Annotated in this window: 21 protein-coding genes and 1 tRNA gene; 15 read left to right on the top strand and 7 right to left on the bottom strand. The window is 36.2% G+C overall.

From position 1 onward, the window contains the following. Nucleotides 1–8 precede the first annotated feature (8 nt). Nucleotides 9–434 (bottom strand): GNAT family N-acetyltransferase, encoded by a 426-nt coding sequence (locus tag T323_RS0118320; RefSeq protein WP_026674583.1) that lies wholly within the window; start codon nt 432–434, stop codon nt 9–11. A gap of 39 nt (nt 435–473) precedes the next feature. Then, nucleotides 474–1214 carry an esterase family protein gene (locus tag T323_RS0118315; RefSeq protein WP_026674582.1) on the bottom strand — a complete coding sequence of 247 codons (741 nt, stop codon included), beginning with the start codon at nt 1212–1214 and terminating at the stop codon, nt 474–476. 118 nt (nt 1215–1332) lie between these two features. On the opposite strand from T323_RS0118315, the gene T323_RS0118310 reads away from it, so the two are divergent. From T323_RS0118310 to T323_RS28510, 3 genes are all read left to right on the top strand, one after another. Next, nucleotides 1333–1884: a phosphatidylglycerophosphatase A family protein gene (locus T323_RS0118310; protein WP_026674581.1), complete on the top strand. Its 552-nt coding sequence runs from the start codon at nt 1333–1335 to the stop codon at nt 1882–1884. 43 nt (nt 1885–1927) lie between these two features. Next, nucleotides 1928–2122, top strand: coding sequence for a hypothetical protein (locus tag T323_RS0118305; protein ID WP_026674580.1), 195 nt, complete (start codon nt 1928–1930; stop codon nt 2120–2122). 306 nt (nt 2123–2428) lie between these two features. Continuing rightward, complete coding sequence (locus T323_RS28510; RefSeq protein WP_218971041.1) at nt 2429–2566, top strand: hypothetical protein; 138 nt, start codon at nt 2429–2431, stop codon at nt 2564–2566. 618 nt (nt 2567–3184) lie between these two features. On the opposite strand, the gene fumC is transcribed toward T323_RS28510, so the two are convergent. Continuing rightward, nucleotides 3185–4561 (bottom strand): class II fumarate hydratase, encoded by a 1377-nt coding sequence (gene fumC, locus T323_RS0118295; RefSeq protein ID WP_026674579.1) that lies wholly within the window; start codon nt 4559–4561, stop codon nt 3185–3187. A gap of 184 nt (nt 4562–4745) precedes the next feature. Here fumC and T323_RS0118290 point away from each other — a divergent pair, with 184 nt between their 5' ends. Further along, entirely contained in the window at nt 4746–5135 is a 390-nt protein-coding gene (locus T323_RS0118290) for a GntR family transcriptional regulator (protein ID WP_026674578.1), read from the top strand. Nucleotides 5136–5151: 16 nt separating this feature from the next. After that, on the top strand, nt 5152–5670 hold the full coding sequence (locus T323_RS0118285; RefSeq protein WP_026674577.1) for a hypothetical protein: 519 nt from the start codon (nt 5152–5154) through the stop codon (nt 5668–5670). Nucleotides 5671–5730: 60 nt separating this feature from the next. On the opposite strand, the gene msrA is transcribed toward T323_RS0118285, so the two are convergent. Next, entirely contained in the window at nt 5731–6696 is a 966-nt protein-coding gene (gene msrA / locus T323_RS0118280; RefSeq protein ID WP_026674576.1) for a peptide-methionine (S)-S-oxide reductase MsrA, read from the bottom strand. Between the two features lie 228 nt (nt 6697–6924). Here msrA and T323_RS0118275 point away from each other — a divergent pair, with 228 nt between their 5' ends. The 6 genes from T323_RS0118275 (at nt 6925) to T323_RS0118250 (ending at nt 16019) form a co-directional block, all read left to right on the top strand. Continuing rightward, the gene (locus T323_RS0118275; protein ID WP_026674575.1) at nt 6925–8583 is read left to right on the top strand and encodes a BCCT family transporter; all 1659 of its coding nucleotides are present in this window, start codon (nt 6925–6927) and stop codon (nt 8581–8583) included. Between the two features lie 144 nt (nt 8584–8727). Continuing rightward, nucleotides 8728–10350 (top strand): GGDEF domain-containing response regulator, encoded by a 1623-nt coding sequence (locus tag T323_RS0118270; RefSeq protein WP_026674574.1) that lies wholly within the window; start codon nt 8728–8730, stop codon nt 10348–10350. After that, nucleotides 10347–11387 carry a HEAT repeat domain-containing protein gene (locus tag T323_RS0118265; protein ID WP_026674573.1) on the top strand — a complete coding sequence of 347 codons (1041 nt, stop codon included), beginning with the start codon at nt 10347–10349 and terminating at the stop codon, nt 11385–11387. Before T323_RS0118270 ends, T323_RS0118265 begins: the two co-directional genes overlap by 4 nt. A 1-nt stretch (nt 11388) precedes the next feature. Next, nucleotides 11389–12798 (top strand): glycosyltransferase family 2 protein, encoded by a 1410-nt coding sequence (locus T323_RS0118260; protein ID WP_026674572.1) that lies wholly within the window; start codon nt 11389–11391, stop codon nt 12796–12798. Nucleotides 12799–12811: 13 nt separating this feature from the next. Then, entirely contained in the window at nt 12812–13177 is a 366-nt protein-coding gene (locus T323_RS0118255; protein WP_026674571.1) for a response regulator, read from the top strand. Continuing rightward, complete coding sequence (locus T323_RS0118250) at nt 13170–16019, top strand: ATP-binding protein (protein WP_051556601.1); 2850 nt, start codon at nt 13170–13172, stop codon at nt 16017–16019. Before T323_RS0118255 ends, T323_RS0118250 begins: the two co-directional genes overlap by 8 nt. A gap of 49 nt (nt 16020–16068) precedes the next feature. On the opposite strand, the gene T323_RS0118245 is transcribed toward T323_RS0118250, so the two are convergent. Then, nucleotides 16069–16722 carry a glycoside hydrolase domain-containing protein gene (locus tag T323_RS0118245; protein WP_026674569.1) on the bottom strand — a complete coding sequence of 218 codons (654 nt, stop codon included), beginning with the start codon at nt 16720–16722 and terminating at the stop codon, nt 16069–16071. Between the two features lie 385 nt (nt 16723–17107). Here T323_RS0118245 and T323_RS0118240 point away from each other — a divergent pair, with 385 nt between their 5' ends. Continuing rightward, nucleotides 17108–17365, top strand: a complete 258-nt coding sequence (locus T323_RS0118240) for a DUF2535 family protein (RefSeq protein WP_026674568.1) — start codon at nt 17108–17110, stop codon at nt 17363–17365. A 37-nt stretch (nt 17366–17402) separates the two neighbouring features. Here the strand turns inward: T323_RS0118240 and T323_RS28505 are convergent, their stop codons facing one another. Both T323_RS28505 and T323_RS28930 read right to left on the bottom strand, forming a co-directional pair. After that, nucleotides 17403–17498, bottom strand: a complete 96-nt coding sequence (locus T323_RS28505) for a YjcZ family sporulation protein (protein WP_084309322.1) — start codon at nt 17496–17498, stop codon at nt 17403–17405. Nucleotides 17499–17650: 152 nt separating this feature from the next. Next, nucleotides 17651–17827: a hypothetical protein gene (locus T323_RS28930; RefSeq protein WP_156942475.1), complete on the bottom strand. Its 177-nt coding sequence runs from the start codon at nt 17825–17827 to the stop codon at nt 17651–17653. A gap of 148 nt (nt 17828–17975) precedes the next feature. Between T323_RS28930 and T323_RS0118225 the strand changes: the two genes are divergently transcribed. The 3 genes from T323_RS0118225 (at nt 17976) to T323_RS0118215 (ending at nt 20550) form a co-directional block, all read left to right on the top strand. Continuing rightward, nucleotides 17976–18051, top strand: a tRNA-Val gene (locus tag T323_RS0118225). A 384-nt stretch (nt 18052–18435) separates the two neighbouring features. Then, complete coding sequence (locus T323_RS0118220) at nt 18436–18963, top strand: Ltp family lipoprotein (RefSeq protein WP_026674567.1); 528 nt, start codon at nt 18436–18438, stop codon at nt 18961–18963. A gap of 630 nt (nt 18964–19593) precedes the next feature. Continuing rightward, nucleotides 19594–20550 carry a tRNA dihydrouridine synthase gene (locus T323_RS0118215; protein ID WP_026674566.1) on the top strand — a complete coding sequence of 319 codons (957 nt, stop codon included), beginning with the start codon at nt 19594–19596 and terminating at the stop codon, nt 20548–20550. The last annotated feature ends 434 nt before the right edge of the window (nt 20551–20984 follow it).

The following is a 20984-nucleotide window of genomic DNA, read 5'->3' as shown; positions in this document are numbered from 1 at the left end:
TGGGACTGTTAAGTTAATGTTTTTTTCATTGTGACATGAGGGATACCTGCATCTAGAAATTGTCCAGAAACAGTGAGGTAACCAAGCTTTTTATAAAACCCTTCTGCTTGAATTTGCGCATTGAGCTTAGCTTCTGTTACATGCAGTTCTTTTGCTACTTCTTCTATTTTTTCCATAAGAATTTTGCCAGCGCCTGTTTTACGATAGTTTGGAAGAATACAAATACGTTCGATTTTCGCCATACCATCAACGTGACGAAGACGGCCAGCACCTACAGGCTGATTGTCGTCATACATGACAAAATGAGTGGCCTCTTTCTCATATTGGTCAATTTCTTCTTCGATAGGAACTTGTTGTTCTTCGACAAATACAACGGTTCTTATATGGTAAGCGTCTTGAAGTTGTTTTTCATTTTTTACGACAATGACTTTCACATAACTTCTTCCTTTCCGCGATAAACTGTAAATTTCATTTTACTTTGTTTTTACTGAAGGCGCAAACATATGAACTAGCGCTTTTTTTAAGTCTGGCTGCCAATACTTCCATGTATGGTCACCATTAAATTCTTCATAGTAATAATGAGAGATTCGGTTTGAAAGTAATTGATTTAATTTTCGATTTGGTTGTAAAAAGTCAACGGTCCGACCATTCGTTGTTTGTACTTCTGTTTCTTGTAACCCGATAACATGATAAAGCTGAAGTTGAGTTTGAACTTTGTGAGTAACGGTATGTAAAACATCTTCATTGACAAATGGAGACTGTAAAATGGCGTTTGTAAAAGTGTGAGGGTATTCGAGAGCAGCGATAAGTGAAACTGTAGCCCCTAATGAATCACCGACTAACACTCTTCCTGTGTTGACAGGCTGAGTTTGAAACTCCTTGTCAAGAAAAGGCACAAGCTCTTCTGCTAAAAAGCGTAAGTATTGTTTGTGTAATGTCCCATTTGGATGATACCACTCTCTTCTTTTCTCAACGGAGGGGTAAGGAACCCCAACTATAATAATATCTTTTATTTTGTTTTGTTCAATGAGTTCTTCCGTTTGTCTTGCGATACGTCCAAGTTGAAAATAATCTTTCCCATCTTGAGCAATCAATACGTCATATGAATATAAGTCAGAATAATTTGGTGGTAAATATAAGAGAATGGGAATGTCTGTTTTTAGAAAACGACTTGTTATCTGTTTTTCCATCGTTTTCCCATATAGCTTCTTCATAAAAAAATGACCTCCTCAATTCAAAAGTAAATGACCATTCTTAGTGTACCACAAAGGTAGCTTCATTTTAGCGTAGTTTACATAAAATGTGATAAAATACAGCCAAGGAGGGGAAACAATGAGACTACCTGTACCATGCGAAATTGTTGAAGATGCGGCAAGAAAGCTATTGCAAGAAAGAGGGGTAACGATTGAAGCGATTGCTCAAATTGTGTATGAACTTCAAGTGAAGTATAATCCAACATTAGAAATGGAGGATTGTATTGAAAGTGCAAATGCAGTGTTGTGGAAACGAGAAATTCAACATGCGATATTAGTAGGAGTTGAGTTAGATAAGTTAGCAGAGCAAGGAAAACTTTCAGAACCCCTTCAATCATTAATTACATCAGATGAAGGATTGTTTGGTGTTGATGAAACGATTGCTCTTGGTTCCGTGTTTGGCTTTGGTAGTATTGCTGTGACAACTTTTGGTTATTTAGACAAAGCGAAATATGGAATTATTGAAGATTTAGATAAAAATAAAAAACAAACACATACGTTTTTAGATGACTTAGTTTGCAGTATAGCAGCAAGTGCTGCAGCAAGATTAGCCCATCGACTTCGTGACCGCGAAGAAAAACGCGATCGAAATGAGATAAAGAAAAGAGAAGATGAAGATCTTATTGGGTAAACGGGTACACTATACAAGATAATATTGGAAAGGCAAGAGGCAAATGCAAAAACCGAGGTGGATTTATTGGAAACAGACGTTTCATTCTAAATTTCAAGCCGGTTGTTTAAAAGCAAAGTTAGAAGATAATTGGCAGAACGGCTATGAAATTGGACCATGTGTAGAAATTAAAAAACTAAAAAGTGACAAATATATTGTACGCTACACATGGGACGAAATGTCGGAAATGACCCAATGAATGTAAAAGGAAACACCCCAATCGAAAGGAATTTTTCGATTGGGGTGTTTTTAGCTTTTTTTAACATATATGAAAGCATAAAAATTTTGGTCTAGAAGTGAAGCTTTGAAAGTTTATTCTTGAAAGGAAAAGAGGCTCGTTTTGCTTAATGGAGGGCGTTTGGATTGTGTGTTAAGGCTTCTATTAGACAAAACGAGTACAAAAACGGAGAGAAGTGTCTAATAGAAGGCTTTTATCAGCTATGTTTGTTTAGTGTGTCATGAAAAGGGAAAGATACCTTTTGATGTGGTAAGAGATTTTGATTTAATGGATGGTAGCGATCCGATGACACCACCAATGTTTTCCTGTGAAACTTGTGGAGAAGAAATGTATCCTGAGAATTATAAAGGGGTACATGGAGTAGAGTACAGGCTATCAGAATTGCAGGAAACAAAAAAGGACTGAGTGAGGTGGGGTTCCTCACTCAGTTTTTCTTACAAGATAAGAGTATAAAAGTTTTGAAGGCTTATTCAAGAAGAGCGAAGGCTGCGCACCTGCGCGTTTCACCCCAAGAAAAACACTTGGGGTTCACTATCAAAAGCGGGCAGGGCTCCGCACTTCGCTTGAAACGAAAAGACGCTCCCGCGTTTTTCTTATTGTTTAGGAAACTATAAAATAGTCGACTTGTGTATAGCATTGTTTTAATAAATTCTTAGAATGAATGAGGGACTTGGAGTACTATGAGACAAGCAAGAAAAGACCTAAGTGAATTATTCAACACTTGGGTCGGATTTATCGCGATAGCAATTTTGTTGTTTATGATAAGTAAGCGGCCATGAAAACCGTTATCTGTGAACATTACTAGCGTTTTGGAACGTTGGCGGACACAGGAGCAGTTAATCATAATATATCGCTAGGAATAGAGTTGCTTTTGCGTGAATAAGCGCTCCTGTGGCCGCTAAAAAAAGGAAACTCGTATCATGTTCACAAATAACGGCTGCTGTGACCGCGAAAATGAAACATGGGATTGTTGGTTGTTCATCATACACTTCGCTTGAAAGAAAAGACGCTCCCGCGTTTTTCTTAGACCATTTTTTCAGGTTTTACAAAATCATCAAACTGCTCAGCAGTCAACAGTTTCGTCTCTATTGCTGCTTCTTTTAACGTTAAACCTTTTTCATGAGCTGTTTTTGCTATTTTAGCCGCTTTTTCATATCCAATGTGAGGGTTGAGGGCAGTGACTAACATTAAGGAATGTTCAAGATGTTTTTTTATAATTTGCTCATTTGCTTCAATTCCGACCGCACATTTTTCAGTGAAGGAATGTAAGGCATCAGATAACAATTGAACGGATTGAAGATAGTTATAAATAATGACTGGTTTAAAGACATTTAATTCAAAATTACCTTGGCTAGCCGCAAATCCAATCGTTGCATCATTTCCCATCACTTGTGCACAAACCATTGTGACGGCTTCACTTTGGGTAGGGTTTACTTTGCCAGGCATGATGGAACTTCCCGGTTCATTTGCAGGAATGTTCAGTTCACCAATGCCAGAGCGAGGTCCACTTGCTAACCATCGGATGTCATTTGCTATTTTCATAAAATCTGCTGCCAATGCTTTTAATGCACCATGAACAAACACGAGTTCATCGTGACTAGTAAGTGCATGAAACTTATTGTCGGCAGAGGTAAACGATTTCTTTGTCATTTGACTAATTTCTTCAGCCACTAGTTTTCCAAAGTCAGGATGTGCATTAATACCCGTACCTACAGCTGTTCCCCCGATCGCCAATTCTTGTAATGAAGATAAGCTTGTAGAAATCATTGCTAGCGATTTTTCTAGCATCTTTCTCCAACCACTAATTTCTTGTCCTAGTGTTAGCGGAGTGGCATCTTGAAGATGTGTTCGACCAATTTTGATGAGTGAAGCATATTTTTGTTCTTTTTCAGTAAAGGTGGCAATCAGACGTTTTAGAGCAGGAAGAAGTTCTTCTTCTGTTTTTACTAAAGCGGCAATATGCATCGCTGTTGGAAATGTATCGTTTGAACTTTGGGATTGATTCACATCATCATTGGGGTGAATTCTCGTATCGTCTCCTTTTTGTTCTAAACGTTTATTCGCTTCATATGAGATGACTTCATTCATGTTCATATTCGATTGTGTTCCACTTCCTGTTTGCCAAACAACGAGTGGAAAATGCTCTTCATACCCACCAGTTAAAATATCATCACATACTTCTCTAATGATATCGGCTTTAACATTACTCATATTATGTAAGCGTTCATTAGCAAGCGCACAAGCCTTTTTTAATATCGCAAAAGCTTGAATCATCTCTTCTGGCATTTTTTCTTTGCCAATTTTGAAATTTTCCAAGCTTCGCTGAGTTTGAGCACCCCATAATTTTTCAACTGGTACTTTCATTTCACCTAACGTATCTCGTTCGATTCGATAAGACATCATGATCCCTCCATATGTAGCACAAGTTTCATTATTTCATTGTATTCTTTTATTTCCTTTTTAGTCGTTTCCAAAACAGGAATAGGAAATAAGTGAAAATTGGTTGACACACATAATAAAATAAAATATTGTATTAAGTGTAATATATATAGTAATACACTAGAAGAGGAAGAGTGGTGTATTCATGTTTATACGAATTGACCCGAAAAGCAATGTTGCCTTATATGAACAAGTCATACAGCAAATAAAAGAAATGTGTGCAAGAGGACTTTTAAAGCCTGATGATAAATTACCTTCTGTACGTGAGCTTTCTGCTCAAATCGTCATTAACCCTAATACAGTAGCAAAAGCCTATAAAGAGTTAGAGCGACAAGGGGTGATTGTAACGGTTAGGGGAAAAGGGACATTTATTGCAGAGTTTGAGTCCCAAGAAGTAACAGAGAAGCAGAAGAATAAAATAAAAAAAGAAATCGAAAATTTGATTATTGAATGTAAATACTTAGGGATATCTGGAGACCAGCTAAAGCAGTGGGTGGACGAACTATATTTGGATTTAATGGACAAAAACAAATAGTGGTGGGGGTGTTTTTATGAAAACAAAATGGTTTATGTTCGTTTGTTTCCTTTTCATTATCGTCGGTTGTACTCAAAAAATGGAAGCGACATTTGCGCCAATTCACTATGTGAAAACAGGGGTTTTAAAAGATGATGTGATTGCGATTAGTCAAACGTTACCAGGGAATCAAATTTACAAATCATTTGATATTGGAAAAGATACGATATCGATTCACTACCATACGGCATTAATGGAAAGTGAGCGGTTTTTGTTGAAGAAAGATGATGAAATTTCCGAAAAAATCATTTTAAATAATGCTTTAAGCTATTTAATTCTACTTGATTCGATTGACACAATTAAGATTAAAGTGATTGACCGAGAAAATAGTGGCACTTTAGAGTTAAAACGAAGTGAAGCAGAGCAGCTAGTGAATCGTCCTTTAGTTGAGTATTCAAATGATGAGCAAACATGGCGGGATGAAATTATTGATCCCGTTGTAAATGAAGATAGAATAAGAGAACGGTGGATAGAGCGGTTTTATACTCAGCCCTAAGCCACAAGTGGCTTAGGGCTGAGTGTTTTGAAGCTCTGTGTAGTAGTGAGTGGTTGAAGATTAACGGCTAAATAAAGGTAGATAGCGCCCATACCCTTCTTTTTCTAACTCTTCTTTCGGAATAAATCGTAATGCGGCGGAATTAATACAATAGCGTAATCCATCCGGTCCAGGTCCATCTGGAAATACATGTCCTAGGTGTGAGTCGGCTTGCTTGCTACGAACTTCAGTTCGTACCATATTATGTGTGAAATCCGCTTTTTCTTCAATCGTTTCACCATGAATAGGTTTTGTAAAGCTTGGCCACCCACAACCGGCATCATATTTGTCTAATGAACTAAACAATGGTTCCCCTGAAACGATATCAACATAAATTCCTTCACGTTCATCATTCCAAAATTCATTCATAAACGGTCGTTCAGTTCCGTTATTTTGGGTCACTTCATATTGAATGGGTGTTAGCTTTTCTTTTAATTCATCTTTGGAAAAACCATTCCCCCAAGTCGTTTTTATATAATCTTCTCGACCAGACCCTTTTCGATAATGTTTATATCGTAAAGGGTTTTTCTTATAGTAGTCTTGATGATAGTCTTCCGCTGGATAAAAAGCACGAGCAGGAAGAATTTGTGTGACTATCGGTTTTGAAAACTTACCACTTTGTTGGAGTGTTTCTTTTGATTGCTCAGCTAATTTTTTTTGATTGTCATTATGGTAAAAAATGACGGTTTGGTAGGATTGTCCTCGATCATGGAATTGACCACCTGGATCGGTTGGATCAATTTGTTGCCAAAACAGTTCTAATAAATTCTCGTATGGAAACACGACGGGATCAAAAGTAATTTCGACTGCCTCATAATGACCTGTTTCATTTGTACATACTTCCTCATATGTAGGGTTTTCCGTGTGGCCACCTGTATAGCCGGAAATGACACTTTCAATTCCGGGTTGTTTATCAAAAGGAGAGACCATACACCAAAAACAACCCCCAGCAAAAGTTGCTTTTTCGAATTTTCTTTGGTTTGTCAATTTACGCCCGTCCTTTCGTATCTATAATTTCTTTCTAATTTAGTATACCATGATTTCCTTATACTCTTGTTTCATACGCTCATGAAAGAAGAAGAACATGTTGTTTTTTCATAATTATAGGTTTAACGGAAACGATAAGTAGGTAAATAAACAATACACTTACAAACGAATGGAAAAATTTAGAGATTGGAGGGTAGTGTAGGGGATTTTACCTACACGAAAAACTAAATGGGAAATTATTCATATAACACAAAGAAACCAGGTAGTGTTTTTATCATTTCGGCCATCCTTGTTTTTTTATTTGTTTTATGGGGTGTTGTCTCTCCACAATCTTTAGCGAATACAGCTGATTATTTGTTAGGAGTAACCATTGAGAATTTCGGTTGGTTTTATATGCTTGTCACTGCTTTTTTTATCGCATTTGTATTATTTTTAGCGATAAGTCCATTCGGGAAATTACGATTAGGGAAACAAAACGATAAACCAGAATACTCGTATTACACTTGGGTTGGGATGTTATTTTCCGCAGGCATTGGTGTTGGGTTTGTTTTCTGGGGAGTTGCCGAGCCTGTGCTATATTATATGGATCCTCCGCCCGGCATCGCAGCGGAAACAACGGAGGCAGCAAGAATGGGATTGCGATACTCGGTGTTCCATTGGGCTTTGCATCCATGGGCGATTTTTTCCTTAGTGGCATTAGCTCTAGCGTATGTGCAATTTAGAAAAGAGCAACCAGCTTTAATTAGCTCTGCATTTTACCCGTTAATTGGCAATAAAGTAGATAGTTGGTATGGTCGAGGAATTGATGTATTAGCTGTATTAGCTACAGCAACAGGTGTTGCAACAACATTTGGCTTAAGTGCGATTCAAATTACTGGAGGACTCTCCTTTTTATCTCCGATTCCAAATACAGTCATTACACAAATGGCTGTTATCTTTATTGTGACAATTTTGTTTATTTTTTCTGCAGCCTCTGGATTAAATCGAGGAATTCGAATTTTAAGTGTTACAAATTTAACAATTGCGGGTATATTACTAGTATTTATGCTTATTTTTGGCCCAACTTTGTTTATTGCTGAGAGCTTTGTTACGACATTAGGAGGCTATATTTCAAACGTCATACCAATGAGTTTGACGATGAATCCATTCTCTGGAAGTGTTTGGCTTGGAGCATATACAATTTTCTTTTGGGCTTGGCATATTTCTTGGGCTCCATTTATGGGATTGTTCATTGCGCGTATTTCACGAGGGCGAACGATTCGAGAATTTGTATTTGGAGTTTTGCTTGTCCCGTCTGTATTAGGACTAATATGGTTTACTGCATTTGGTGGGACAGCCCTTCATTTAGACATTACAGGTGGTCATCAAATTGCAGAAGTTGTTTCATCTAATGTCGAGCTTGCTTTATTTGCAACATTAGCTGAGCTTCCTTTAGGTGGTCTTATGAGTGGCATAGCGGTCATTTTAATTTTGATTTTCTTTATTACATCTGCAGATTCAGCATCGTATGTGTTAGGAGCTATGACATCAAGGGGAAGTCTTAATCCATATATGTATGTTAAAGTTGTGTGGGGCTTTTTAATTGCAGCAACAGCAAGTGTTCTTTTGCTTAGCGGAGGATTACAAGGCTTGCAGACCGCATCAATTATTGCCGCACTCCCGTTTGCTGTCATTATGGTTTTTATGACCATTTCTATTTTCATGATGTTAAATAGCGACTTGCAAACTGAGCGGAAAAAGAAACAAGAAAAGCAATTAGATAAATTAAAAGAAGAAATACGTGAAGAGGTATACGAAGATATAAAGGAAGAAGTAAAAGAAGAAATTTTAGAAGAAATCAATGAGGAAGAATCAATACTGGAAGATGATAACAAAAAAAATCTCTAAGTGAATATTGGAGTAGAAGGGGATATTTATAAAGGTTGTAACAAGCTTTTATAGATATCCCCAAAGTTGTAATCCTCTCTTCATAATTAGATAAAAAAAGAACTAGGGTATGGTATCAGGTTTGAGATTGGGGAGGTAAGTAGAATGAAAAAATATCAGAAATTATTAATTTCTCGGTGTAAACAAACGCTTCGTGAATGGGAACAAGAGGAAAAAATTAACGGTAACGAATTTTATCGTTTTTTCCACTCGTTAAAAGGGACAGCAGCATCAATTGAATTACATGAATTTGCTAAGATGGCAGATTATGTATTAGAAGAAATTAATTCTTTGGAAAAAGACGAGTGGTATCCGGATGAGTGGAAAAAGTACACTGGGCATTTAGAGCAGGTGCTGGGAAAAAAAGAGCAGGAAACAGTTTTACCGACTGAGCCAATACAAAATCAAAAGAAAGATGAACAGAATAAGCTAGTATTGATTGTTGATGATGATATTGACATGGTGACCTTTTTAAAAACTAATTTAGAGCAGCAAGGATACATGGTACTCGCAGCATTAACCGCTAAAAAAGCGATTCAAGTTTTTTATAATCAAAAACCGGATAGTGTCCTTCTTGATGTCAATTTACCTGACAAAAATGGTTTTGATGTATTAAAAAAGATGTTAGAGAAATCACATAGCTTATTTATCCCTGTTATTATGATGAGTACTGATAATTCGAAGGAAACGATTATAAAAAGCTTTCAAATGGGTGCAGTTGATTTTGTAGCAAAACCAATATTTATTGAAGAGATCGTTGCTCGTCTAGAAAATCGTTTGAAATATAAAGAAATGATTAGTGAGGCCGTTTTAATTGATGAATTAACCGGAGCTTTTAACCGAAAGTTTTTTTCGATTGAAGTGGAACGTCAACTTTACGAATATAAACGGTCAAAAGATCCATTTTCGATTGTGTTGATTGACCTAGACCATTTTAAACAAGTGAATGATTTGTACGGTCATGATATCGGTGACATTGTATTAAGAGAGTTTTCGAATTATGTAAAAGAGGCGAAACGCCATTCAGATTTTTTCATCCGCTACGGTGGTGAAGAGTTTGTTTTAATTTTACCAAGAACGACAAAAGAAGATGCCAAAATTTTTATTGAAAGATTATTACAAGGATTTTCGAAAATAGAATTTCAAACAAATGAAATGGAAACGTTCTTCAGCACATTTTCATCAGGTATTGTAGAAGTGAACCATGAGAATACCGACGTCGATACTTATATGAAACATGCTGACCAAGCGCTCTATGAAGCAAAGGCAGCAGGACGAAAAGCGGTCGTGATTTATAATAGTAAAGAAACGTACAAGAGCCAGAAAAAAGTTCTCCGAATCGGAATTATTGATGATGATACGATTGTGCATCAAATTGTATCCGAACAGCTGGAGAAATTAAAGATTGGTCATTATGCGATTGAAATTTCTTCGTTCCGAGAAGGCGAAGCTTTTTTTGAATCAAAATGGCACACACATCCAGGGAAAAACTTAGTGATTTTAGATGGGATTATGCCAAGAATGGATGGACTAGAAGTGTTACAAAAATTGCGTAAGCATCCGAATGGGAAAAATGCCATGGTATTAATGTTAACAGGCAGAAAAAGTGAAAAAGATATCGTTAAAGCACTAGAGCTTGGAGCAGATGACTATTTAACAAAACCGTTTAGTTTACCTGAGCTTGTTGCCCGTGTAAAAAGGCTTACGACTAGGATGATTACCGAATGATATCTGTAAATATAGCATTAGTTTTTTGGACAAATATAGTTTTAGTCTCCATTCTTTTTATCATGTTACTGTATTTGCTTGTCCAAAAGAAAAAAGAAGCAATAAAAGAAAGCCGAAAGAAATTGATTAAAACGAAACTGAGAACACCTTTGTATACTTATTTAACAGAAGGTGGTGAATTCTCCGCAAGATTGCTCCAACATTCGGTGATAAGCTATGAAGTATTAGGTGAATTGCTTTCTGAATATCAATCATTGCTACGCAAAGAGAAAGCACAGGAGAAGATTCGCCAATTAGCAGAAGAGAAGTTAGGTTCTTACTATGCTAAACAGTTGCAACATAAACGGTGGAGTATACGAATGAATACATTACACAAAATAGAAGATTTTAAAATGACGATGTTTGAGGACAAGTTATTAGGGGCTATCAGACAGGAAGCAATTTCTGATACAGAAACATATCAAATGTTACGAACGTTAGCGTCTTTCGAATCAAAACCATTCTTTTATTTTTTACTGCATGATTCACAACAGTGGCCACGGTTCGTTTATAGGGACTTGCTCCGCCGTTTCCCGGCCGAGTGGATAGCGGATCTAATGTCTCATTTTAAAACAATGTCGTTACCTTTTCAAACGGCTCTCCTTGACATTATAGGGGAAAGAAAACAAAAAGAAGATATTGCTTTTCTTGAAACACAATTAAATTCAGAGTTATTGGAAGTTCGTATGGCTGCTTTAAAAGCAATCGTTCAGATTGGATATATCGTAAATGCAGAGTGGGTTCTTCCATTTGCGGTGTCTTCTTATTTTGAAGAAAGAATGATGTTTGCTCGTATTGTAAAGCTTACAAAAAAAGAAAGGTTCAAACCAATCGTTGTCTCTATGTTAGCAGATTCTAATTGGTGGGTGCGAAATGCAGCTGGGGAGGCTGTGTCCTCTTTTTCGGATGGCCATTTTCTTTTAAGCTATGTTGAAGAAACACATGAAGATAAATTTGCGCGTGATATGGCAAAACAATGGCTAGAAGGAGGGAACTAGTATGTTCGAAATAATCACAATGGCATTGCAAATACTAGCTTTCCTTATTATTGGCTACATGTTTGTTGTCATGTTGTTTTATATTGTTATGTTTTTCATATCTGCATTTCAGTTGCGTAGTCAGTATGAATTAAATGAAAAAGATATCTACGAGGAAATGGCTGAGTCCATTGATACAAAGCCAATCTCCATTATTGTGCCTGCTTTTAATGAAGAAGTTGGGATATATAGTAGTGTTCGCTCTCTCCTTAGTATTCATTACCCTGAATATGAAATTATTGTTGTTAATGATGGCTCAAAAGACAATACATTACAAGAAATGATTGAACGGTTTCAAATGAAGAAAGTGAATCAAATTGTTAAACAAAGCATTGCTTCAAAGGAAGTTCATGCTATATATCAATCTACCCTTTATGATTATGTGTACTTGGTCGATAAAAGTAATGGAGGGAAAGCAGATGCTTTAAATGCAGGCATAAATATTGCTAGATTTCCTTACATTTGCTCTTTAGATGGTGATTCGGTTTTAGAACGTGACGCTTTTTTAAAAGTAATGAAACCAATAATTGACTCAAACGAACAAGTAATTGCAACAGGTGGAAGCATTAGAATAGCCAATGATTGTATCATTGAGCGTGGAGAACTGATGGAAGTTCGATTATCTAAACGACCAATCGTCGTTATGCAAGTCATTGAATATTTACGTGCCTTTTTATTAGGAAGAGTAGGATTAAGTAAACATAATCTACTCTTAATTGTTTCTGGTGCTTTCGGTGTTTTTCACAAAGAATGGGTGATTAAAGCGGGAGGATATGCACCGAATACGGTTGGGGAAGATATGGAGCTTGTTGTCCGGCTCCATCGGTTAATAAAAGAAGGAAATTATAACCACCGAATCGAGTATATTCCTGATCCTGTCTGTTGGACAGAAGCACCCGAGTCAATCAAAATTTTAAGGAGACAACGGAGTCGTTGGCAAAGAGGATTATTTGAATCGCTTTGGCTTCATAGAAACATGTTGTTTAATCGCAAATATGGCAATGTGGGTCTTGTTTCGATGCCGTTCTTTTTATTTGTTGAGCTTTTAGGAGCTGTCGTTGAGTTTTTTGGATATCTTTTAGTCGTATTTGGAATTTTTACATCGTTTATTTATGTTGAATTGGCTATATTACTTTTTATGATGACATTTCTATACGGATCGATTTTATCGATGACTGCTGTTCTGCTCGAAGAATGGAGCTTACGCAAATACAAAAAGGCAACAGATATTATTCGATTATTCCTTTATTCATTAACAGAAGCGTTCTGGTATCGACCACTAACCGTGTTATGGCGATGTGAAGGTTTACTTCAAGTGTTTTCGAAAAAGAAGCAATGGGGTGAAATGACGAGAAAAGGAATTTCGAAATAATCAGGGGGACATGATGACAAAACTACTAGTAGCAGAAGATGAAGATGTACTTCGAATGTTAATCGTAGATACATTAGAAGATGAAGGCTATGTAATTGATGAAGCTACCGACGGCCTTGAAGCTATTGAACTTATTGAGAAAAATCAATATGATTTGATTTTAGTTGATTATATGATGCCAGGTTTGACAGGCATTGAAGTTATTGAAAAAGTAAGGACAATGGAAGAAAAAAACGATACATTAATCATGATGCTCACAGCCAAAAGTCAACAAGCTGATGAGGAACAAGCTAGAAAAGCAGGTGCTGACTTTTTTTTAGCAAAACCATTTAGTCCGACTAAGTTAGCTGAAATGGTTGGAGAAATTACCCATGCTTAACTATATGAAACAAAGCTTATTACGACAGTTTGCTTTTATCATGATCATTCTTGTGGCATTCATCATCCTTGGTTCGCTCGGTTTAGGAGTTGCTTTTTACAGTGAACAGCAAACATTTATCATAGAACGAGATGATCTGTTAGACAAACAATCAAAGATTACAGAAATTGAAGAGCATTTTACAGAAATGTTATTCCGAGGTAGAGGATATACAGCATTTCAAAGTGAAACAGAACTTGAACAATTGTATATTGAAGCAAAAAAACTAGAGCAAGTGATTACAAGCTTAGAAATGTCAGAATTAACTTCTGAAGAAGCTTATTTTATTAAGGAAATAACCGATTTCACTTTTTATTATTTAAATGAATTAATGCCACAACGAATCGTTCTCGTTGAAGCTGGTGATTATGATGGTTTACGTGACTTATCAGAACAAGGGTCTACTGCAGCGATTAATCAAATCCTTTCAACAGCTCATGACTTTGCTAATGAAATGGATGAAAAATTAATTATGAAAAATGAAGAATTTATTAATAAGTTAAATCAAGTTAGTATTATTTTTCTTCTGTATCTTTTATTCGTGTTAGCATGTATCGGATTTGCAATTCGCAAAGTGGTGAAAGAAATTGGCTATCCACTCCAAGCGCTTTCAAAAGCAACGCTCCAGGTTAAAGCTGGGGAGCATGTGAATTTTGTGGAAACCGATAGACAAGATGAAATCGGTACATTATCCAAATCATTTGAAGAAATGGTTCGTTCTTTACAAGTGAAAGAAGAAGAGTTAACTGCACAAAATGAAGAATTAATGGCACAACAAGATGAATTAACAGGTCAGCAAGAACAGCTTCAAGATTTATTATATATATCAGAAAGCCAGAAGAAAAAGCTAGAATTAAATAATCAAGTAATTTCAACTTTATCAACGACGTTAAACAAACATGAATTATTACAAGAAATTGTCACAACTGTTTCTGAAATTTTCCATTGTGATAAAGCGATGCTTGTTTTATTAAATGAAAATCGTGATTATGAAGTAATCGGAGTTTCATCAAGTCAAGCGGAAAACTTTATTCATTGGATGGATAATGGAGTGACTATTAAATTAGGACAAACAAAAAAGTTGTTTGTAACAAAAAGAGAAAGTCATCTTGCTGAACAAGGCTATCACGATGAACGATCGTTTAGCTATGATTTATTTGCACCGATTATGAGAGCAGATGGAGAACTCATTGCTATTTATACAGCAACCCGTGTAGGTCAATCGTTTTTACCACACGAACTTGATGAGCACACAATGATTATGAATCAAATTTCTTTATCACTAGATAAAATATTCTTGTATGAAGAAGCAGAGCAAAATCGACTATTAAATCAAGATATTATTGATAATGTAAATGAAGGGATTCTATTAGTTGATAACAGTGGAAGTATTATTCAAATCAATCGAGTCCTTTCTCAAGTGATGGGGATAGATTCCGTTTCACATTTGCTTCAACTTCCGTTTGAGGAGTGGATTGGCAAATTAGGTAATGTGCCGGAAGAGTTTATTCATTTTCTAACGGATACCCTTAGACACCAGACAGATGCAGTGATGACGTATCGCTATGAAATTTCTCACCCGAAACATCATGTTTTTGACATTTATGGACAAGCGATATTCCGGAATGATGAAAAAATTGGAACTCTTTTTGTACAGCGTGATATTACAGTTGAGCATGAAATCGACCAAATGAAATCTGAGCTTGTTAGCACAGTTAGTCATGAATTACGGACGCCGCTTGCTAGTATTTTAGGATTTACAGAGTTAATGATTACAAAGAATTTAAAACAAGAAAGACAAGCGAAGTATTTAGAAACGATTCATAAAGAAGCGAAAAGGTTGACGAATTTAATTAATGACTTTTTAGATTTACAACGAATGGAATCTGGTAACCAAACCTATCAAAAAGAATCATTACAAGTCGTTCACGTATTACAACAAGTAGTTGATCTGTTTCAAGTGCAACATCCTGATAGAAAGATTTCGATAAAAAATGAAGTCAAAGAACCTTATATCATAGCGGACGAAGAAAAACTTATTCAATTGTTTACAAATTTAATTAGTAATGCGATTAAGTTTTCTCCGAACGGCGGCAATATTGACATTAGTGTTGATGTGGTAAACAGTCAACTTCGAATTGCTATTCATGATGAAGGTCTTGGAATTCCACGTAGTGAAATTCCGAACTTATTCCAGAAGTTTTATCGAATTGACAACTCAGATAGAAGAAAAATTGGGGGAACTGGACTTGGGTTAGCGATTTGTAAAGAAATTGTTCAAGCCCACCATGGGACAATATCGGTAAGTTCTGAACAAGGAAAAGGAAGTACGTTTACAATGCAATTCCCTTTAGCGAAAGAGGACCGACCGATTGCAAATGAACTTGATTCAATGAGTGACCTCCCAAAACTTGTTATATTAGAAGATGATAACAGTCTTGCGATGCTCTTAAAAGAACAGTTGAATGAGACGGGGTTTCATGTTATTCATGAAAAAGATGGTGAACAAGCGTTGAAGACAATTGAGCAAGCAAAACCAGATGCCGTTGTCATTGATATAATGTTACAAAATAGCATTGATGGCTGGTCAGTTATTGAGAAATTAAAGGAAAATCCAGTAACGAAAGATATTCCAATTATCGTCTCCTCTGCGTTAGATGAAAAAGAACGCGGATTAGGAGCGGGAGCGAAGCATTATTTAACAAAACCGTATCCACCAAATCAATTATCGACGGTCATTTTACAAACATTAGTGACTAGAAAGAAAGATGGCAAGATTTTATTGCCAAAAGAAACCGAATAATAACAAAGAGCGCTAACAAAGGAATTCCTTTTAGCGCTCTTTGATATGATTACCAAAGGCTTTCATATAACTTCCGGTCAATTAAGTTCGTATCAATCGGGCATTCTTCAGCATCTCGACCATATTGCCAACCCCATACGAGTGCATCGCAATCAGGTGTGGCAGGAGCAAATGTTCTAGGACGATTTTGTTTTGTGGTCACTCCATTCTCAGGTTCAGCGCTCCAAAGGACTGCTTGTTCTTTGACGCGCTTATGATTAATAACAGCTTGACAAAAAGCCTCATTAAATTGGCCTCTAACTGGATCATTATAAAAGTCAGGCTTAAATCCGCTTGGATAAAAGGCATCAATCCACCCACGTAGCCATGCTTCATCAATCATAAAAAAATGTTCGATATTGGCAAAAATAAAAGTCCCGGTTGGGATTCCGAGTCGTCTCGCATGAAAAATTGCATTTGTAGCTGTGATCTCACCTTGGCGATAACCGACAGCTTCTCGAAAAACATTATAGATAGGCATAATTTTAATTCTATTATCTTGTAAAAATTGAATTTCTTCTTGAGTTAAACCATCACTTACATTTTCTACAGTCGTTAAGTACCTTCCCCAATATTCCGGTTTACCAAATTGGTTCACGACACATTCAAATAAAGAAGGACTAACAGCACTTGCAGAATCGACTCCCCAAACAGTTCTAACCATACGATCACTCCAATATCCCTTTATCAGCTCGATTCATCTTATGCAATTGTAGGCAATTGGTGATCATTCGCCTATGAAGATAAATCGAATGTTTGTAAATTGGTCACATATATATTGAATAAAGGAAAGTGGGTGATGAAAAGTGACAGTCATTAGTTTAATAGCTGTAGTAGGATTATCATTGGCATTATTAATGATTGCCCTTGGTTCCACATTAATGATGTTATATATGGCCAGACAAGAGAAATAAAAATAACCCTAACACCTAGGGGTAATGAAGAAATCCGTCGAAAAAATGAAAATTTAATAAAAAAAGAAACTTTTTTGTTGTTCTTTATAGAATTATATAGTATTCTTTATATAGAACAATAAAGAAGGTGATATGATGAACAATACAAAAAATATCGAGTTATATCATAATAGTGGAAAATGCTATCGAATTGTTGATGTTCCAGTTTTTTATGAAGATTTTCTAATCTTAACGTATTATTTAGAAATGATGATAAATGACATTGAAAAATTGTCTACCCCAAAACAAAAATATTCGTTTCTTTCTTTTGTTATCCAAAAGTATGGACTAAAGGAATATGCTCAATTACTAAAAAAGAATGAAAGTGCTGAAACTACAGTTTCGGCCATCTAAAAAAAGTGAGCGCATAGTTGCGCTCACTTCCTTGACTTTAGTAGTACCAAGATGCACCGACAATAATGAGAAGGATGAAGAGGACAACGATTAAAGCAAATCCTCCTGCATATCCGCCATGGTATCCGCTCATCAAAAAACCTCCTTTCGTCAGAGGATAATATAGCTTATTCAATGAGCGGTAAAATGGTATGGACGCGGTGCGGGGTTTAAGGCGGAAAATTTTAGTATACGATTGTTCTGTTAAAAGGCATGTCGGTTAGATGAAAGTTTTGCTGTTGACTTTTAATCTTTATTGGCATTGTCCGTCATTCGCCAATTAATTAAACCTACCGCAACGAATAAAATAAACAAAAATATATAAACACGAGTGGACCAGTTTCCTATCCCAAAAATGGCTAAAATAAGCCACATTAGCGATGCACTAAAAAGTAAAATACTGCCTACCGGAATTTTTTTCAAAGTCGTAACCTCCGATTTCATAGCTAGTTTCATTTTTAGTTATAAACATGAAATGAATAATGTAAACATGAAAACGAATGAAAAGATATGAGAAAAATAAGCTTGACCATGGTTGTTTTTTTTATTATAATAAAACTTGTCGTTAAATGATCCGTTAGCTCAGCTGGGAGAGCGCTACCTTGACAGGGTAGAGGTCGGCGGTTCGATCCCGTCACGGGTCACCATACATATTTATTGAAACAATGCGGTTTCTGAATTTAATCAGGAGTCGCATTTTTTATTTGTGGTTGGGAACAACCAACCAACTTACACATATTAAACCTTAAAAATCTTACAAAGTAAAAATGGTTGGTTAAGATTGTTCCTTTTCATCGAGGAGAGAATCAAATTCGTTGGCTGCAGCTTCGTCAGCTGACTCGAGGGCATATGCATTTCAAACGTGCTACAATGATAGTGGAAAATAAATATGTTTATAAAAAAGGCATCCATCTTTTGTAGATGGGTGTCTTTTTATGTTGAATAACATCGAATTTCATCGAATGTATTTCATCTACTTAAAAAAAATAGTATAGTAGTCCATGCACTGAAAAAAATAGGAGGATATTACTATGAAAAAAATACTATCTATACTTTTAATGGTTTTATTGATTGCCTTTATGACTGCATGTGGCTTAGAAGAAGAGGGACAGGCTGCTGTTGAACCAGAGGAAACAGAAGTAGTTGAAGCTGAAACTGAAACTGATGCCGATGAGGAAACAGATGTTGTAGAAGAAGAAGAGACTGAACCAGAAGAACCAGCAGAGCCGGCTGAACAAGAGGCAGATGACGTTCCTCGTGAATATCAAAACGCTTTAAGGGCCGCTGAAAATTATATCAGCTTTATGCCGTTTTCGGAAAAAGGACTTTTTGAACAATTGACTTCTGAGTATGGAGATAAATATCCGGAGGAAGCTGCTCAATACGCCATAGAAAATATAGAAGTAGATTATAACGAACAAGCCCTTAAATCGGCTATAAGCTATTTAGAGATGATGCCAATGTCTGACCAAGAACTATTGGAACAACTTTCATCAGAATACGGCGAACAATTTACAAATGAACAAGCGCAATATGCTATTGATAACTTACCCAATTAATTAAAAACATGAAGACTACTCACATTGAGTGGTCTTTTTTTGTATTTTTTGTATAGAAAGTTAAAAGATCATTGGGTGTTTAGTTTCTTTTTAATTGTTGGTATTACACTAAGTAATCCAGTTCTAGGCTATACATATGTACCAAACCCGGATCTGTTGGTATTATGCAATTGCAATTATTATTAGTTCTTATTTCGGGCTTGTTATTACTAGGTGTTCTGGAGATTGTTAAATTACTTGATGAAATTAATGATAAAACGAAAAAACAGAAAGCAACCTAATAGAAATGGCTGCTTTTTTAATCTTTTTCAGCCCTAATTAACATAAACCCTAGTCCAGATATTAATATGAAGATTAAAAACAATAAAATGTTTTTTGATAACACATACGCATCTATAGCCAATTCGTAACCGGGAGGTATTAATATACCAGGTGGTTTCTGAATTTAATCAGGAGTCGCATTTTTTATGGTGTTGTTATAAAATTATATCTTAAGCAGCGTAAAATGGGGATATATTAGGAGTCGTCCGACCTTGTGTTGAAATACTGAGGTATGGGGAATGATGTAGCTTATAATAATAGGAATGGCAATTGACCTGACCCCCAAAGTGAGAGGATTTGAAGATAAAGATGAAGGAAAATTTTTGGCGTGAGCTACCACGACCTTTTTTTATATTGGCACCAATGGAAGAAGTAACAGATGTTGTTTTTCGTCATGTTGTAAGTGCGGCAGCTAGACCGGATGTGTTTTTTACGGAGTTTGCAAACAGTGATAGTTATTGTCATCCAGAGGGAAACAAAAGTTTACGTGGGCGTTTAGCTTTTACAGAAGATGAACAACCCATTGTCGCCCATATTTGGGGAGACAATCCTGACCACTTCAGGCAAATGAGTATTGGTATGGCGCAACTTGGCTTTAAAGGTTTGGATATTAATATGGGCTGTCCTGTTCCTAATGTTGCGCGGCATGGAAAGGGAAGTGGATTAATCTGCCGCCCTGAAGTTGCAGCCGAGTTAATTAAAGCAGCAAAAGCAGGAGGATTGCCTGTAAGTGTGAAAACAAGGCTTGGTTTTAAGGAATTAGACGAGTGGCATGAATGGCTGACACACCTATTAAAACAAGATATTGTGAATCTTTCCATTCATCTGCGAACAAGAGAGGAAATGAGCAAGGTAGATGCGCATTGGGAACTGATCCCGGAAATAAAAAAATTACGTGACCGTGTAGCACCAGATACTCTTTTAACGATTAACGGTGATATTCCAGACCGCCAAACAGGTCTAAGACTTGCCAATGAATACGGTGTAGATGGGGTAATGATTGGTCGTGGTATTTTCCATAACCCATTTGCCTTTGAAAAAGATCCAAGAGAACATAGCAGTATGGAATTACTTACTCTTTTACGATTGCATATCGATCTCCATGATCAATATGCAGGATTAGAGCTACGTCCGTTTCATGCGCTTCATCGCTTTTTCAAAATATATGTAAAAGGATTTCCGGGGGCAAGTACATTAAGAAATTCTCTAATGAACACTAAATCAACAGATGAAGTCCGAGCTTTGCTTGATAACTTTGAACTTTAAGGTCACTGATGGAATGAGGCAATATTTAAGTTATTGCTCATTTTAATTGCAAAGAAATTGGGCATGAAATAGGTGTGTAAAACGTTAAAGCATAACAGTTAGTTAAACTTAAAAAGGAAAGACTAGTGCCTGAATCCCGATGTGTGTTTGTATAATGACATACTAGGGACTAGGCCTCTTTTTTTTCGAATCGTGAGGAATCAATCTCCCTCACGACAGCATTCAATTAGAGTAATTCAGTTCTAAAAAAGTATTACTGTGTTGGGGGTTATACGGGATGACGTTTATTTTTTTATCATCAAAAATGACACGATTTTCACTACAAAGTTTCTTAATTATGCCACACTTTTGTAACAATCCTTTTTAATCTAACAAAAATTTAGTAAAATAGTTATAAAAGAGACTTACATCAACTTTATTGATAGGGTCGTAAT

It is taken from the genome of Alkalihalobacillus bogoriensis ATCC BAA-922 (assembly GCF_000621445.1).
GTDB classification, from domain to species: Bacteria; Bacillota; Bacilli; order Bacillales; family Bacillaceae_F; genus Bacillus_AO; species Bacillus_AO bogoriense.
This window is presented reverse-complemented; position numbering and strand designations above follow the sequence as displayed.

Bases quoted from the DNA above. Each gene is read 5' to 3' on its own strand.
- T323_RS0118315 (WP_026674582.1), bottom strand. From the start codon at position 1,214: ATGAAGAAGCTATATGGGAAAACGATGGAAAAACAGATAACAAGTCGT.
- T323_RS0118310 (WP_026674581.1), top strand. From the start codon at position 1,333: ATGAGACTACCTGTACCATGCGAAATTGTTGAAGATGCGGCAAGAAAG.
- T323_RS0118305 (WP_026674580.1), top strand. From the start codon at position 1,928: ATGCAAAAACCGAGGTGGATTTATTGGAAACAGACGTTTCATTCTAAA.
- T323_RS28510 (WP_218971041.1), top strand. From the start codon at position 2,429: ATGGATGGTAGCGATCCGATGACACCACCAATGTTTTCCTGTGAAACT.
- fumC (WP_026674579.1), bottom strand. From the start codon at position 4,561: ATGTCTTATCGAATCGAACGAGATACGTTAGGTGAAATGAAAGTACCA.
- T323_RS0118290 (WP_026674578.1), top strand. From the start codon at position 4,746: ATGTTTATACGAATTGACCCGAAAAGCAATGTTGCCTTATATGAACAA.
- T323_RS0118285 (WP_026674577.1), top strand. From the start codon at position 5,152: ATGAAAACAAAATGGTTTATGTTCGTTTGTTTCCTTTTCATTATCGTC.
- T323_RS0118275 (WP_026674575.1), top strand. From the start codon at position 6,925: ATGGGAAATTATTCATATAACACAAAGAAACCAGGTAGTGTTTTTATC.
- T323_RS0118270 (WP_026674574.1), top strand. From the start codon at position 8,728: ATGAAAAAATATCAGAAATTATTAATTTCTCGGTGTAAACAAACGCTT.
- T323_RS0118265 (WP_026674573.1), top strand. From the start codon at position 10,347: ATGATATCTGTAAATATAGCATTAGTTTTTTGGACAAATATAGTTTTA.
- T323_RS0118260 (WP_026674572.1), top strand. From the start codon at position 11,389: ATGTTCGAAATAATCACAATGGCATTGCAAATACTAGCTTTCCTTATT.
- T323_RS0118255 (WP_026674571.1), top strand. From the start codon at position 12,812: ATGACAAAACTACTAGTAGCAGAAGATGAAGATGTACTTCGAATGTTA.
- T323_RS0118250 (WP_051556601.1), top strand. From the start codon at position 13,170: ATGCTTAACTATATGAAACAAAGCTTATTACGACAGTTTGCTTTTATC.
- T323_RS0118245 (WP_026674569.1), bottom strand. From the start codon at position 16,722: ATGGTTAGAACTGTTTGGGGAGTCGATTCTGCAAGTGCTGTTAGTCCT.
- T323_RS0118240 (WP_026674568.1), top strand. From the start codon at position 17,108: ATGAACAATACAAAAAATATCGAGTTATATCATAATAGTGGAAAATGC.
- T323_RS28505 (WP_084309322.1), bottom strand. From the start codon at position 17,498: ATGAGCGGATACCATGGCGGATATGCAGGAGGATTTGCTTTAATCGTT.
- T323_RS0118220 (WP_026674567.1), top strand. From the start codon at position 18,436: ATGAAAAAAATACTATCTATACTTTTAATGGTTTTATTGATTGCCTTT.
- T323_RS0118215 (WP_026674566.1), top strand. From the start codon at position 19,594: ATGAAGGAAAATTTTTGGCGTGAGCTACCACGACCTTTTTTTATATTG.